The following is a 12,861-nucleotide window of genomic DNA, read 5'->3' on the forward strand; positions in this document are numbered from 1 at the left end:
CGGATTGCCATGTTCTGCGATTCCCACCCCCGCGCAATAATCTGTAAAAGCAGTAGGGAAAGTTGACTTTTGGACGCGGGCTCAGCAGCATCGGACCCATGCGAAGCGGTGACCCCGGCGAGCGGCCCCATGGGGACGACCTGACCGACGAGGCGACCTACGAGCACGTCCGATTCCCGTCCCGGAGGGGACTGCTGCGGCTGTCGGCAGGGGCCGGGCTGACCGCCGGCCTCTCCGCGGCCCTCGGCCCGCCGCCCGCGGCCGCCGCGACCGGCATCGTGAAGCCGCTGCCCCCCGAGCTGTTCATCCCGCAGGGCACGAACGCCGAGATGCGGTGGGAGGCCATGCGCGGGCAGGGGTACCTCACTCCCGCCGACCGGTTCTTCGTCCGCAACCATGTCGCCACGCCGCTCGTCGACGCGCGCACCTGGCGGCTGAGGCTGTGGGGCACGGGCCTGCGCGGCGCGCCCACCGAGGACCGTCCCGTCGAGTTCACCTACGAGGACCTCCTCCGGCTCCCGGCGGAGGAGGTCACCGCGTTCATCGAGTGCACGGGCAACGCGCGCGGGTTCTACACCTCCCAGCAGGGCCAGGAGGTGTCGGGGACGCCCTGGCGGCTGGGCGCGGTCGGCGTGGCCCGCTGGCGCGGCGTCCGCCTGGCGACCGTCCTGCGTCGCGCAGGTGTCACCCCTGAGGCCGTGGACATCATGCCGCGCGGGCTGGACGCTGAGTTCGTGGACAAGGGCGAGAACCTCGGCCGCGTGCGGCGGCCCCTTCCGATCGCGAAGGCCATGAAGGACGCGCTCCTCGCCTACGGGATGAACGGCGCTCCCCTGCCGCCCGACCACGGCCATCCGGTGCGCCTGGTCGTGCCCTCGTGGGCGGGCATCGCGTCCATCAAGTGGCTGGGAGACATCCAGGTGGCCGACGAGCCGCTCTTCTCACCGTGGAACACCCGCTACTACCGGCTCTTCGGGCCCGGCCACCCCGAGGAGGGGTCGGCGCCCCTGACCCGCATGAACGTCAAGTCCGCCTTCGAGCTGCCCTGGGACGCCTCGCTGCCCGCGCGCCCGCACGTCCTGCACGGCCGGTCCTGGTCGGGCAACGGCCGGATCCGGCACACTGAGGTCAGCGTGGACGGCGGACGGACGTGGCGCCGCGCCCGCCTGCGGGACCGCCACCCCGGTCCCCGCGGATGGGTCCGCTGGGAGCTGCCGTGGCGTCCCGGACGGCCGGGCCGGTACGAGCTCCTGGCCCGCGCGACCGACGAGACCGGCGCCACCCAGCCCGCGACCGCCCCCTACAACACGCTCGGCTATCTCTTCGGCGCCGTCGTACGGCACCCGGTCACCATCACCTGAAAGGGCCCCCATGCCGCTGTGGAAGCCAGACCCGACGTTCTACGCGTCCCCGCGCGAAGCCGCCTCCGCGCCGCCGGAGAAGCTCGCCTACGTCGCGGCGTTCGACCGGGCGGCGGAGAAGGCGGACGCGATCGCGGTGCTCGACGTGGACCCCGGCTCCGCCTCCTACGGCTCCGTGGTGGGATGGACCGAGCTGCCCTATGTCGGCGACGAGCTGCACCACTTCGGATGGAACGCGTGCAGCAGCGCCCTGTGCCCCGGCTCCCCGCACCCGCACGTCGAGCGCCGGTACCTGATCGTCCCGGGGCTGCGGTCGTCGCGGGTGTACGTCATCGACACCAAGGACGACCCGGCCGCCCCGAAGATCGTCAAGACGCTGGAGCCGGACGAGCTGGCCAAGCGCGCCGGGTACTCGCGCCCGCACACCGTCCACTGCGGGCCGGAGGGCCTCTACCTGACGGCCCTCGGCGGGGCGAACGGCGAGGACGGCCCGGGCGGGATCGCGCTGCTCGACCACACCTCGTTCGAGGTGCTCGGGCGCTGGGAGGTCGACCGGGGCCCGCAGCACTTCGCCTACGACGCCTGGTGGCACATCGCGCACGACGTGCTCGTCGCGTCCGAGTGGGGCACACCGTCCATGATCGAGGACGGTGTCGTCGGCGAGCTGCTGCTCGGCCGCAAGTACGGTCACTCGCTGAACTTCTTCGACCTGCGCAAGCGCAAGCACGTCCAGACGGTCGACCTCGGGGACGAGCACCAGATGGTCCTGGAGCTGCGTCCCGCGCACGACCCGACGAAGCTGTACGGGTTCGCGGGCGTGGTCGTCAGCGTCGAGGACCTGTCGGCGTCGGTGTGGGTCTGGCACCGCGACGGCGACCGGTGGGCCGCGACGAAGGTGATCACGATCCCCGCCGAGCCGGCCGACCCGGACGCCCTGCCGCCCGTCATCCGGCCGTTCGGAGCCGTGCCCCCGCTCGTGACGGACATCGACCTGTCCGTGGACGACCAGTGGCTGTACGTCTCGTGCTGGGGCACCGGCGAGCTGAAGCGCTACGACGTCGGCGACCCGTTCCACCCGGTCGAGGCGGGCTCGGTGCGCATCGGCGGCATCGTCGGCCGGACCCCGCACCCCGCCGACCCCGGACGCCCCCTCGCGGGCGGGCCGCAGATGGTGGAGGTCAGCCGCGACGGCAAGCGCGTCTACGTCACCAACTCGCTCTACGGCTCCTGGGACGACCAGTTCTACCCCGACGGCGTCGGCGCGTGGATGGCCAAACTGGACTCCACCCCGGACGGCTTCTCGTTCGACGAGCGGTTCTTCCCCAACGGCGAGGACTTCCGCGGCCGCCGCCCGCACCAGACGCGCCTCCAGGGCGGCGACGCCTCCTCGGACTCCTACTGCTATCCGTGAACGACGGATCGCTCGCCGCACTCGTCGCGCTCGGCGCGTTCCACGGCCTCAACCCGGCCATGGGATGGCTGTTCGCCGTGGCCCGCGGACTCCAGGAGCGCAGCCGCTCCCTCGTGCTGCAGTCGCTCCCGGCCATCGCCGCGGGCCACGCCGCCTCCGTCGGCGCCGTCGCCGTCCTGGTCGCCCTCACCCGCTCCGTCGTCGCGACCCGCGCGGTCGCGATCGGCGGCGGGGCCGTGCTCGTCGGGTTCGGCCTGTGGCGGCTGCTGTCGCGGCGGCACTTCCGGTGGGTCGGCATGCGGATCTCGCTGTGGCAGCTCGCCGGCTGGTCGTTCCTGATGTCGTCGGTGCACGGCGCGGGCCTGATGCTGCTGCCCGTGCTCACCGCCTCCGGGACGGCCCCGGCGGGCCACGACCACGGTTTGGCGTCGTCCTCCGGCAGCGCCCTGTCGACCGGGGTGTTCGTCACCGCCGTGCACACCCTGTCGATGTTCGCCGTGGCCGGCGTGATCGCCGTGCTCGTCTACGAGGTCGTCGGCCTGGCCGTCCTGCGCCGCGCCTGGTTCGACCTCGACCGCCTCTGGGCCGTCGCCCTCATAGGAGCCGGCACCATCACCGCCTTCACCGCCTGGTGACCCCCGGGCACGGTCCGGGCGGGCAGGCGACGGCGTCAGGCGGGGTCGGGCGCTTCGCCCCGGGTGTGGAGGAGGGCGCGGAGTTCGGCGAGCTGGTGGGCGGCGCGGGCCTTCTCGGCGCCGTTGATGCCCATGGCGGGGAGGGAGGTGCCGTCGGCCAGGTCGAGGGTGGGCCACGGGTCGCCCGTCGTCATGGAGACGTCGACGACCTCGGGCCATTCGAGGCGGCGGGTGCGGAAGGCGTTGACGACCGTGAGACCGGACTCGTCGGCGCCGACGCGGCAGCGGGCCAGCATGTGCAGGACCCAGGCGACCACCGCACCGAAGGCGACCATCAGGACACGGTCGAACATCTTGAACTGCGGCGCCACCACCACGGCGAGCGCGACCATGCCGAGCACGATCACGCCCGCCGTGGTGTAGGCGACGAGCCGGGTGGTGCGGGGGCGCCACACCGCCGGCAGGGCCGGGACGTCAGTCAACGATCTTCGCGATGGGGATCTCGAGGATGTCGTGGGCGCCCGCCGCCTTCAGCGCCGGGATCAGCGTGTTGACGCCGCGCTTGGCGACCACCGACTCCACGGCGTTGGACTCGCCGCCGGCGAGCGAGGTGACCGTGGGCGAGGACATCGCGGGCATGATGTCCAGGACCTTCTGCAGGTCGCCGTGCGCGACGTTCAGCTTCAGCAGCACCTTGCCGCGGGCGCGGATCACGCCCTGCAGCAGCAGGGAGATGTCCTCCATCGCGGCGCGCTTCTCGGCGTCCTCGTAGGCCTCGCGGTTCGCGACCAGCTCGGTGTAGCTGGTCAGGAGCGTGTCGAGGATGCGCAGGCCGTTCTTGCGCAGCGACGAGCCCGTCTCGGTGAGGTCGACGATCACGTCGACGATGTCGGGCACCTTCGCCTCGGTCGCGCCGTAGGACGGGACGACCGTGGCCTTGACGCCGTGCCTGTCGAGGTACCGCTTGGTCATCGCCGGGAACTCGGTGGAGATCCGCACGCCCTCCGGCAGGTCCGCCACCGTCCGCCAGGGCGCGCCGTCCGGCACCGCCATGATCACGCGGACCGGGTTGGAGGTCGCCTTGGAGTACTTCAGCTCGCCGAGGCTGACGACCTCGGCGTCGGTCTCGGTGATCCAGTCGCGGCCGGTGATGCCGAGGTCGAACAGGCCCTGTTCGAGGTAGGTCGGGATCTCCTGCGGCCGCAGGACCCGGACGCGGTCGATGCGGGGGTCGTCGATGGAGGCGCGGTAGTCGCGGTCCGAGGCGCGCTGGACGGTGAGGTCGGCGGCGTCGAACAGCTGCATGGTCGCCTTCTCCAGCGACCCCTTGGGCAGAACGAGTGACAGCACGGATGAGCCTTTCATGACGATGGGTACGGATACCGGGACGTTCGGGAGCTCTGGCGCTCCCCCGCCTAGGAGCCCAGATGCTCCAGGCCGTGCCCGGCGTGACCGTGATGCCGCAGACCTCGCAGGGTCAGTGCCGTGTCGAGTGCGGCCACAGTCGCCTCCCATCCCTTGTCCTCGGAGCTGCCCGGCAGCCCGCTGCGTTCCAGTGCCTGCTCAATGGTGTCACAGGTGAGCACTCCGTTGCCCACCGGAGTCGACTCGTCCAGCGCGACGCGGGTCACACCGGCGGTCACCGAGTCGCACACGTAGTCGAAATGGGCGGTGGCGCCCCGGACGACCACCCCGAGGCAGACGACGGCGTCGAGATCGCGGGCCATCTGCTGGGCGATCACGGGCAGTTCGAGCGCGCCGGCGACGCGGGCCACGACCGGCTCGTCCACGCCGCACGCCTTCGCCGCGGCGAGCGCCCGCTCCAGCAGCCGGTCGGTGACCGCCTCGTGCCAGCGGGTGCACACGATGCCGAGCGCGAGCCCGGCCGCGTCGACCGTGATGTCCTCGGGGCGTCCCGCGCCGCTCATGAGAGTCCCTCGCTCTGGTGGTCCAGTTCGATCTGGTGTCCGAGGCGGTCGCGCTTGACCGTCAGGTAGCGCCGGTTGTGCTCGGTGACGATGACGGGCATGGCCTCGCGCCCCCGCACCTCCACCCCGAAACCGCCCAGCCCCCGGAGCTTGTCCGGGTTGTTGGTGAGCACCCGCACCGAGCGTACGCCCAGCTCGCGCAGCATGTGGGCGGCGTTGGAGTACTCGCGCGCGTCGGCGGGCAGCCCCAGCTCCAGGTTGGCGTCGACGGTGTCGGAGCCGTTGTCCTGGAGGGCGTACGCCTGGAGCTTGGCGAGCAGGCCGATCCCGCGCCCCTCGTGCCCGCGCAGGTAGAGCACGATGCCGCGCCCCTCAACGGCGATCCGCTCCATGGCGGCGTCGAGCTGGGTTCCGCAGTCGCAGCGCTCGGAGTGCAGGACATCGCCGGTGAGGCACTCGGAGTGGGCCCTGACCAGGACGTCCTCGCCGTCGCCTATCTCACCGAGCACGAGCGCGATGTGCTCCCCGCCGTCGATGGCGCTGGAGAACCCGACCGCGCGCCACATCCCGAACCGGTTCGGCAGACCTGTTTCGACGACGCGGGTCACCATCGCCTCGGTGCGCCTGCGGTGCTCGGCGAGCTGCTCGATGGAGATGAGCCTGAGGCCGTGCTCCTTCGCGAAGACCTGGAGCTCGGGCAGGCGCGCCATGGTGCCGTCCTCGTTCACCACCTCGGCGAGGACGCCGGCCGGGGAGAGCCCGGCGAGCCTGGCAAGGTCGACGGCGGCCTCGGTGTGGCCGCGCCGGCGCAGGACGCCGCCCTCGCGGTAGCGCAGCGGGAAGATGTGGCCGGGACGGACGAAGTCGCCGGGCTCGGACGCCGAGTCGCACAGCGTGCGGATCGTCCGCGCCCGGTCGGCGGCGGAGATGCCGGTGGTGACGCCGAGCCGGGCGTCCACGCTGACCGTGTACGCGGTGCGCATGCGCTCGGTGTTCTGCGCGGTCATCGGCGGGATGTGCAGCCGGTCGAGGTCGGCGCCCTCCATGGGGACGCAGATGACGCCGCTGGTGTAGCGGATCGTGAAGGTCAGCAGCTCGGGCGTCGCCTTCGACGCCGCGAAGATGATGTCGCCCTCGTTCTCGCGGTCCTCGTCGTCGACGACCACGACGGGCAGGCCCGCCGCGATGTCGGCGACCGCCGATTCGATGGAGTCGAAGATCCCCGTGCCGTCGATACCCGTGTTGTTGAGCTCCGTGTCGTTGAGCTCCGTGTCGTTGAGCACCGTGTCGTTGCCGCTCATGCGGTCACCGCCTTTTGCGTGGAGTTGCGCCCGGCCCGGGACTCCCGGAGCCAGTTCCTGAACCCGACCATCACCATCACGAAGAAGATCCCGTAGACCGCGCCGGAGACGTACAGCCCGGACTTGAGCGCCAGCGGCACCCCGACCAGGTCGACCAGCACCCAGACGATCCAGAAGTCGACGAGCGCGCGGCTCTGCGCGAAGGTCGCGACCGCGCTGCCGACGAAGATGTAGGCGTTCGCCCACGGCGACCAGGCGACCTTCAGCCAGTCGAGGTGCACGAACAGTTCGGCGACCACGGCCGTGCCGACCACGAGGGCGCCGAGCAGCACGGCGCGCTCCTTGAGCGTCGCCTGCCGGACGACCAGCCCGTCGGACTCGTGCCGTCCACGGGTCCACATGAACCACCCGTAGAGGGCGAGCCCGCAGAACAGGATCTGCTTGAGCGCGTTCCCCGGGACGTGCGCGTGCAGCGAGGCCGCGAGCAGCAGGAGGGCGCCGACCAGTTGCACCGGCCAGGTCCAGAGGGTCTTGCGCATGGCGAGCCAGACCACGGCGAGCGACAGGACGTTGCCGGCGAGATCGGTCCACAGGATGTGCTCGCCGAAGACCTCGAAACCCGCGCCGAGCCAGCTCACGACCGGTCTCCCAGCATGCGCTCGACGTACTTGGCGACGACGTCGACCTCGAGGTTCACCGGGTCGCCGGGCCGCTTGTGACCGAGGGTGGTCAGCGCGAGCGTCGTCGGGATGAGGGCGACGCTGAACCGGTCGGCGCCCGCCTCGACGACGGTCAGGCTGATCCCGTCCACGGTGATCGAGCCCTTGTCGACCAGGTAGCGGCTCAGGTCGGCGGGAAGGGACACCGTCACCACGTCCCACCGCTCCCCCGGCTCGCGGGAGATGATCGCGCCGACGCCGTCGACGTGGCCCTGGACGAGGTGGCCGCCGAGCCGGTCCGACAGCCGCACGGGACGTTCAAGGTTGACCTTGGAGCCCGGCTCCAGCACGCCCAGGCTGGACTTGTCGAGCGTCTCCTTGATGACGTCGGCGGTGAAGACCCCGTCCTCGACGTCCACCACGGTGAGGCAGACGCCGTTGACGGCGATCGACGCGCCGTGCACGGCGTCCTGGACGACCAGCGGCCCGCGGACCGCGAGCGCGACCGAGTCCCCCTGGGGTTCGATCGCCACGATCTCGCCGAGCTCCTCGACGATGCCGGTGAACATCTCCCGGGCCTCCTAGATCAGTGGCTCCGGGGGACGTACGTGCGTCCGAATACACCCCTGGCCAGGGGTGTACCGCGCGCTGCCTCCCATCCGGACTTTCACCGTCGGTCCCGGAGTTCCACCGGGTCAACCGGCCGATGGGTTCGGCCGGGTCGCGGACTGTCACCGCCGGTTCGGAATTTCACCGACCCCGGAGCACGCGTTCATGCTTTGCCAACCAGTGTGCCACGCATTCCCTTCCGCGCCCGTGTGGCCATCGCCACAGCACCACCGATCCCCTTCGCCTACCCCGGCGCCGGGCCTGGGGTGACCGCTTTCCCGCCCGCCCCAGCGGCGCGCCGGTCCCCAGGGGTCAGTCCTCGTACTCGCGGAGCTTCGCGAGGTAGGCGTCCACCTCACGGACCTCCGGTGAGCTTTCGCCGTACCGCAGGACGATCGCCGGCCGCAGTTCCTCGAACGTCGTCATGGCCTCACGGACGCGGCCGCCTCTCGCATGCAGGACTCCCACCTGCTTCCGCATGTCCTCGGCCCGCCCGTCCTCGGGGCCCGCGGGCACCCAGTGCGAGAGGAGATCGGCGAACGAGGCGAGGGCCGTGGTGTCCTCGCCAAGGGCTGCGCGGCAGGTCGCCATGTAGTACCGACAGTCGAGGACGGCGCGGCCCATCTCGCCGTACGTGGCCAGGAACGTCGGTTCCGCCGCCTCGAACTCGGCGAGCGCCCGGCGGTGCGAATCGGCGAGGAACAGCACGTTCGCGAGGCCGAAGCGCACCTCGGCGGCCAGCAGCGCGTCGTGGCCCGACCGTCCGATGGCAGCGGTGAGCACGTCCACCGCCTGGGAGAACTGATCGTTGGCGACGAGGCGCTGCGCCTCCTCCATAGCGCGGTCCGCCTCGTCCGCCGTCAGCGGGCGGACATCTCGCGACGGGGCCGGGGAGGGCGCCACCCGCTTCCGGGGCGCGGCAGCCATCGGACGAACGAACGGCAGCGCAGGGTCGAGGTCGTCCCTGGAAGCACCGTCTCCGCCTTCACGGGCGTACGGAAGGAGCACCTCGTACACGGCGGCGGCGTCCGGCCGCTTCTCCGGTGGCTTGGCCAGCATGGCGCTCACGAGCCGGACGATGGGCGGCGGCACTCCCGGGCGGAGGTCGCTGACCGGCGTGGCCGAAGCGTGCACATGCTGGTGCAGCACCGACTGGGTGGGCGTTTCCTCGAACGGGAGCCTGCCGGTCAGGAGTTCGTGCAGCACGCAGCCCAGCGAGTAGATGTCCGCGGGCGGCCCGACCCCGTTGGAGAGGCATTGCTCGGGCGACATATAAGGCGGCGTGCCGACCGTCTGCCCGGCCAGCGTGAGCTCCGGAACGGCGCCACCGCCCAAAAGCCTCGCGATGCCGAAGTCGAGGACCTTCACGATCCCGCCGGGCGTGATGTACACGTTGCGCGGCTTGATGTCGCGATGGACGACGGAGACGCGGTGAACCTCCACCAGCGTCGCGGCGATCTGCGCGCCGATGGCGGCGGCCCAGGCGACGGAGGGCGGATAGTCCTGATCTTCGTGTGCGCTGATCTCGTCGGCCAGCTCGGCTCCGGCCAGCAGCTGCATCACGACGTACAGCTCTCCGGTATCCGGTTCCTGCCCCGCATCGTGGACGGCCGGGATGCCGAGAGAGTCGAGCGCCGCCGTGGTGCGCACCTCCCGCAGGAACCGCAGCCGGGCGATCTCCTGGTCCTCCAGCAGGGCGCTGCCGGACGGGCTCGGCTGCTTCATCAGCTTGACCGCGACACGCCTGTCCAGAACCGTGTCGTATCCGGCCCAGACCTCCCCCATACCGCCCTGGCCGAGCGGCTTGTCCAGCCGGTATCGACCGGCGATCACCCGTCCCCAAGCGGCATCGGTCATAGCAGTCAAGCTTGACAGTTGCCGTCAATTCTTCACAAGCAGAATGCCATCTTCGGCGGCGAAGGCCGTGGAGAAATCAAACCGCCGTTCCGGGTGGTTTCGGCCGACGATGCTCGCGTTCGAGCAGTCCCATCACGTCGGAGTGGTAAAAACGCAGCCTTCCCGATGGCGTCCGCGTGTAGGGAAGGAGTCCCCTCTCGGCCCAACCGATCACCGTCGAGCGGGCCACCCTGAAGATTCTGGCGACCTCGACGGAACTCAGCAATCCGGGATCGTCCACGTACCCCTCCGGAGAAATCGGGAACGAGCAGGCCGTTCCTCGGTCGAGCGACCGTTGAGGATCACCGGTTCACCGCGCTGGTACCGCCGGTACTGGACGATCAGGTCGGGTTCCGGGAGCAGCGGCCACCGGCTCATCCGTCCGTGCATCTTGTCGATGAGCAGCACCGTCTCCGTGTCCGGCACCGGAATCCGTGGTGGCTCGGGCAGGCGCACTCGCACGCCCCTGGCGACATAGAAGGCGCCGAGGTCGGCGAGCGCGACGAGCCGCCGCGGACCACCCGAGGGCGGCCGGTTGAAGTGGGCATCGGCACGTGTCCACGCGGCGCCGCGGTTGAGCGGAGTGCGTACTCCGGGCCCATACGACGCGAGCGCGGCGGCAACGCGACGCACGGTCGGGCAGGGGGCCGCCGTCCCACACGCCGGGCATCCGGCCTGCCCGCGCCCGGCATCGCGGGACGGTGCGCGTCCAGGACATCGGCGAGCGCCGCGATCGCGGCCGCCAGAATCCGGCGCGATCCTTGGATCGGTCCGGCAGCCGAGTCGCCCGTTCCGTGTCGGGCGAGGTCCACAAGGGCCGTGTCCCGAGCATCACGGATAAGCATCTCCAAGTGCTCATGGAGATCACCTTGGGAACGGGTCGTCATCGGCCACCTGCTTCGGATACGACGCCGTGCTCGTGGTGGCAGACGACCTCGTCGGCGACATCGTGCAGATCCGCGAACGGCCGGCACGCGTAGGCGTCGCGTGCACCCGGCCGGATCCGCCACCTGAACACGCCGGGCGGCTCGGACCACACCGTCAGGCCCCGCATCGTGACCACGGAACGGTCCGAACCGTGGTGGCAGCGCGTGCCGTCCAGCCCCCTGGCCATCAGCAGTCGGCGCAGCACCACGGCCGCCTCCCGCGGAAGCGGACGGGGCCGGTGAGGCTGCGCGCACATCCGGGCGACCGGGACGCAGAACCAGGTCGCCTTGCCCGGTACCGGCAACGGTCCCAGCCTGGACCGTGTTCGATGCCAGCCCCACGCTGACGAGAGGGCATCGACGACCGCGATCCCCCGGCCGTTCTCCGCCCACGTGCCGTACTTCTTCGCGGGACGCGTCCACCCGGGATTCGGATCGAAGACCTTGAACACGAGCTGACTCTCCGGCGTGACCCGGTGGTAGGCCCACAGCTCCAGCACGCGCCGTCCAGGCAACGGCTCCGTGAAGGCCGTGACGCCGCCGATGCCATGCCGGAGGCCGTTCGTCACAAGCTCCGATGCCGCGAGCATGACGTCTTCGACGAGTCCGCCCGGCGCCTTGGCCGCCGTCAGCGCCGCCCGCAGGTGCGCGCGAGCCACACCGGCGCATGTCTCGTCGGCGGGCAGCGGCCACGCCGAACACCCGCCGAGTACCAGATCAGGGAGATGGCCGTGAGCCATGGGGGTCTCCTCTACGCGAGGGATCTATGCCCGAAGCAGCAAGATCGTTCCGTAATCGACTGCGAACGCTGCGTTACGAGCTAGATAATGAACTCACTCTGACCTAGATCGCAATGCTAACTGACATAGATAATCTAGATTCTTGCGATCGTGATCCCAGATAACCACAGAAAGGAAGACATGGACATGGCGGACATTCGTGCCGGTGGCTACAGCCCGACGATCAGAAAGCGCGCCCTCAGCCAGAAACTGGTGGATCTTCGGAAACAGTGCGGTATGACGACGGCCCAGGTATGCAGGCAACTCAACTGGAGTCACACGAAGCTCAACTACATCGAAAAGGCCAAATGGGTCGAACCGAGCAGCGACGCCGTCGCCGACCTCTGCGAGCTATATGGGGTCGAAGGCAGCGACCGCGACGCCCTGATCCAGCTCACCCGGGAGGCCCGCCAGCGCGGTTGGTGGCGCAAGTACAACGACGTGTTCGTCAGCGAGTTGCCCGGCTTCGAGGCTGGCGCATCCCACATCCGCACGTTCCAGAACACCGTCGTGCCAGGTCTTCTTCAGGTTCCCAGCTACGTCGAGCTGATCACCAGGGCCAACGGCTACCAAGATGAGGCAGAGATCAGACGCCGAGTGGAAGCGCGACTGGAACGGCAGAAGATCCTCATGCGCGGCAGGGTCCCTTGCCGTCTCCACGCGATCATCGATGAGAACGCCATCTTGCGCATCAACAATGCAGAAGTGCGCGCTGAACAGCTGCTACACCTCATCCGCGCGACGGACCGCCGAAACATCGATCTTCAGGTCCTCCGCATCGCGGACGGTGTCTATCGAGAAGCTGGCGAGGTGTTCACCTACCTCACGTTCCCTGACGCGGCCGAACGCGACATCGTCTACCTGGAGACCAGCATCGACAACCGGATGCTGGAGGAGACGGACGAGCTTGAGCGCTATATGGTCAGGTTTGACCGTTTGTGCGCTGCGGCCCTCGATAGCGCGAAGACACGCGCCTACTTGGCGCAACAGCTTGAGTGAGGCGAGATGGATACATCGCGGATGAGGTGGCACAAGAGCAGCCGTTCGCAAGACTGCGGGGAAGAGTGCGTCGAAGTTGCGCCGCTCTGGAGGAAGAGCAGCCGTTCGCTCGGCAACAACGAAGAGTGCGTCGAAGTTGCAGGGCTTGCTGAGGCTGTACTGATCCGTGATAGCAAAGACTCGACCGGCCCCATGCACAAAGTCACATCGCCCGCGTTCCGGAACCTGATCAACAAGATCAAGAGCGGTGAGCTCGACCTGTAGGACCCGAGCGTTGAGTTGCGGCGTGTTGCCCCAGTCCGCAAGTCGTCGAGGGCGACCCACCGCAAGTCAACGAGGCGGGGGCGAGCCCCGTGC

Annotated in this window: 15 protein-coding genes and 1 riboswitch; of the genes, 5 read left to right on the forward strand and 10 right to left on the reverse strand. The window is 69.8% G+C overall.

What is annotated here, in order from left to right:
* Positions 1 to 98: 98 nt before the first annotated feature.
* The 3 genes from CHC11_RS15210 to CHC11_RS15220 are packed head-to-tail and all read left to right on the forward strand — an operon-like array spanning position 99 to position 3,407.
* Complete coding sequence (locus CHC11_RS15210) at positions 99 to 1,361, forward strand: sulfite oxidase (protein WP_089312362.1); 1,263 nt, start codon at positions 99 to 101, stop codon at positions 1,359 to 1,361.
* Between the two features lie 10 nt (positions 1,362 to 1,371).
* Positions 1,372 to 2,772 carry a selenium-binding protein SBP56-related protein gene (locus tag CHC11_RS15215; RefSeq protein ID WP_089312363.1) on the forward strand — a complete coding sequence of 467 codons (1,401 nt, stop codon included), beginning with the start codon at positions 1,372 to 1,374 and terminating at the stop codon, positions 2,770 to 2,772.
* A complete protein-coding gene (locus CHC11_RS15220) occupies positions 2,769 to 3,407 on the forward strand; it encodes a hypothetical protein (protein ID WP_089312364.1) in 639 nt (212 codons plus the stop codon). The genes CHC11_RS15215 and CHC11_RS15220 overlap by 4 nt, the downstream gene beginning before the upstream one ends.
* Before the next feature lie 35 nt (positions 3,408 to 3,442).
* Here the strand turns inward: CHC11_RS15220 and CHC11_RS15225 are convergent, their stop codons facing one another.
* The 10 genes from CHC11_RS15225 to CHC11_RS15265 all read right to left on the reverse strand — a co-directional run bounded on the left by CHC11_RS15225 (position 3,443) and on the right by CHC11_RS15265 (position 11,466).
* Positions 3,443 to 3,889 carry a PH domain-containing protein gene (locus tag CHC11_RS15225; protein WP_245919239.1) on the reverse strand — a complete coding sequence of 149 codons (447 nt, stop codon included), beginning with the start codon at positions 3,887 to 3,889 and terminating at the stop codon, positions 3,443 to 3,445.
* Positions 3,882 to 4,757 (reverse strand): ATP phosphoribosyltransferase, encoded by an 876-nt coding sequence (gene hisG / locus CHC11_RS15230; protein WP_089312365.1) that lies wholly within the window; start codon positions 4,755 to 4,757, stop codon positions 3,882 to 3,884. The genes CHC11_RS15225 and hisG overlap by 8 nt, the downstream gene beginning before the upstream one ends.
* Positions 4,758 to 4,822: 65 nt before the next feature.
* Positions 4,823 to 5,335 carry a 6,7-dimethyl-8-ribityllumazine synthase gene (gene ribH, locus CHC11_RS15235; protein ID WP_089312366.1) on the reverse strand — a complete coding sequence of 171 codons (513 nt, stop codon included), beginning with the start codon at positions 5,333 to 5,335 and terminating at the stop codon, positions 4,823 to 4,825.
* Positions 5,332 to 6,636 (reverse strand): bifunctional 3,4-dihydroxy-2-butanone-4-phosphate synthase/GTP cyclohydrolase II, encoded by a 1,305-nt coding sequence (locus tag CHC11_RS15240; protein WP_089312367.1) that lies wholly within the window; start codon positions 6,634 to 6,636, stop codon positions 5,332 to 5,334. The genes ribH and CHC11_RS15240 overlap by 4 nt, the downstream gene beginning before the upstream one ends.
* Positions 6,633 to 7,274 (reverse strand): nicotinamide riboside transporter PnuC, encoded by a 642-nt coding sequence (gene pnuC / locus CHC11_RS15245; protein WP_089312368.1) that lies wholly within the window; start codon positions 7,272 to 7,274, stop codon positions 6,633 to 6,635. The genes CHC11_RS15240 and pnuC overlap by 4 nt, the downstream gene beginning before the upstream one ends.
* Entirely contained in the window at positions 7,271 to 7,864 is a 594-nt protein-coding gene (locus tag CHC11_RS15250; RefSeq protein WP_089312369.1) for a riboflavin synthase, read from the reverse strand. The genes pnuC and CHC11_RS15250 overlap by 4 nt, the downstream gene beginning before the upstream one ends.
* A 72-nt stretch (positions 7,865 to 7,936) precedes the next feature.
* Positions 7,937 to 8,067: riboswitch (FMN riboswitch) on the reverse strand.
* Between the two features lie 149 nt (positions 8,068 to 8,216).
* Positions 8,217 to 9,761 carry a serine/threonine-protein kinase gene (locus tag CHC11_RS15255; RefSeq protein ID WP_089312370.1) on the reverse strand — a complete coding sequence of 515 codons (1,545 nt, stop codon included), beginning with the start codon at positions 9,759 to 9,761 and terminating at the stop codon, positions 8,217 to 8,219.
* A gap of 76 nt (positions 9,762 to 9,837) precedes the next feature.
* Positions 9,838 to 10,041: a helix-turn-helix domain-containing protein gene (locus tag CHC11_RS15260; protein WP_281258324.1), complete on the reverse strand. Its 204-nt coding sequence runs from the start codon at positions 10,039 to 10,041 to the stop codon at positions 9,838 to 9,840.
* Positions 10,020 to 10,433 carry a hypothetical protein gene (locus tag CHC11_RS40330; protein WP_143227074.1) on the reverse strand — a complete coding sequence of 138 codons (414 nt, stop codon included), beginning with the start codon at positions 10,431 to 10,433 and terminating at the stop codon, positions 10,020 to 10,022. The genes CHC11_RS15260 and CHC11_RS40330 overlap by 22 nt, the downstream gene beginning before the upstream one ends.
* A 250-nt stretch (positions 10,434 to 10,683) precedes the next feature.
* Positions 10,684 to 11,466 (reverse strand): ATP-binding protein, encoded by a 783-nt coding sequence (locus CHC11_RS15265; RefSeq protein ID WP_143227075.1) that lies wholly within the window; start codon positions 11,464 to 11,466, stop codon positions 10,684 to 10,686.
* A gap of 180 nt (positions 11,467 to 11,646) precedes the next feature.
* On the opposite strand from CHC11_RS15265, the gene CHC11_RS15270 reads away from it, so the two are divergent.
* Together CHC11_RS15270 and CHC11_RS15275 are read left to right on the forward strand one after the other, a co-directional pair.
* The gene (locus tag CHC11_RS15270) at positions 11,647 to 12,504 is read left to right on the forward strand and encodes a helix-turn-helix domain-containing protein (protein ID WP_089312373.1); all 858 of its coding nucleotides are present in this window, start codon (positions 11,647 to 11,649) and stop codon (positions 12,502 to 12,504) included.
* Positions 12,505 to 12,525: 21 nt separating this feature from the next.
* Positions 12,526 to 12,768, forward strand: coding sequence for a DUF397 domain-containing protein (locus CHC11_RS15275; RefSeq protein WP_218826101.1), 243 nt, complete (start codon positions 12,526 to 12,528; stop codon positions 12,766 to 12,768).
* Positions 12,769 to 12,861 lie beyond the last annotated feature (93 nt).

The sequence above is a fragment of the Actinomadura mexicana genome, from assembly GCF_900188105.1.
Taxonomy (GTDB): Bacteria; Actinomycetota; Actinomycetes; order Streptosporangiales; family Streptosporangiaceae; genus Spirillospora; species Spirillospora mexicana.

Bases quoted from the DNA above. Each gene is read 5' to 3' on its own strand.
- CHC11_RS15265 (WP_143227075.1), bottom strand. From the start codon at position 11,466: ATGGCTCACGGCCATCTCCCTGATCTGGTACTCGGCGGGTGTTCGGCG.
- ribH (WP_089312366.1), bottom strand. From the start codon at position 5,335: ATGAGCGGCGCGGGACGCCCCGAGGACATCACGGTCGACGCGGCCGGG.
- CHC11_RS15255 (WP_089312370.1), bottom strand. From the start codon at position 9,761: ATGACCGATGCCGCTTGGGGACGGGTGATCGCCGGTCGATACCGGCTG.
- CHC11_RS15275 (WP_218826101.1), top strand. From the start codon at position 12,526: ATGAGGTGGCACAAGAGCAGCCGTTCGCAAGACTGCGGGGAAGAGTGC.
- CHC11_RS15270 (WP_089312373.1), top strand. From the start codon at position 11,647: ATGGACATGGCGGACATTCGTGCCGGTGGCTACAGCCCGACGATCAGA.
- CHC11_RS15250 (WP_089312369.1), bottom strand. From the start codon at position 7,864: ATGTTCACCGGCATCGTCGAGGAGCTCGGCGAGATCGTGGCGATCGAA.
- CHC11_RS15210 (WP_089312362.1), top strand. From the start codon at position 99: ATGCGAAGCGGTGACCCCGGCGAGCGGCCCCATGGGGACGACCTGACC.
- CHC11_RS15240 (WP_089312367.1), bottom strand. From the start codon at position 6,636: ATGAGCGGCAACGACACGGTGCTCAACGACACGGAGCTCAACGACACG.
- CHC11_RS15215 (WP_089312363.1), top strand. From the start codon at position 1,372: ATGCCGCTGTGGAAGCCAGACCCGACGTTCTACGCGTCCCCGCGCGAA.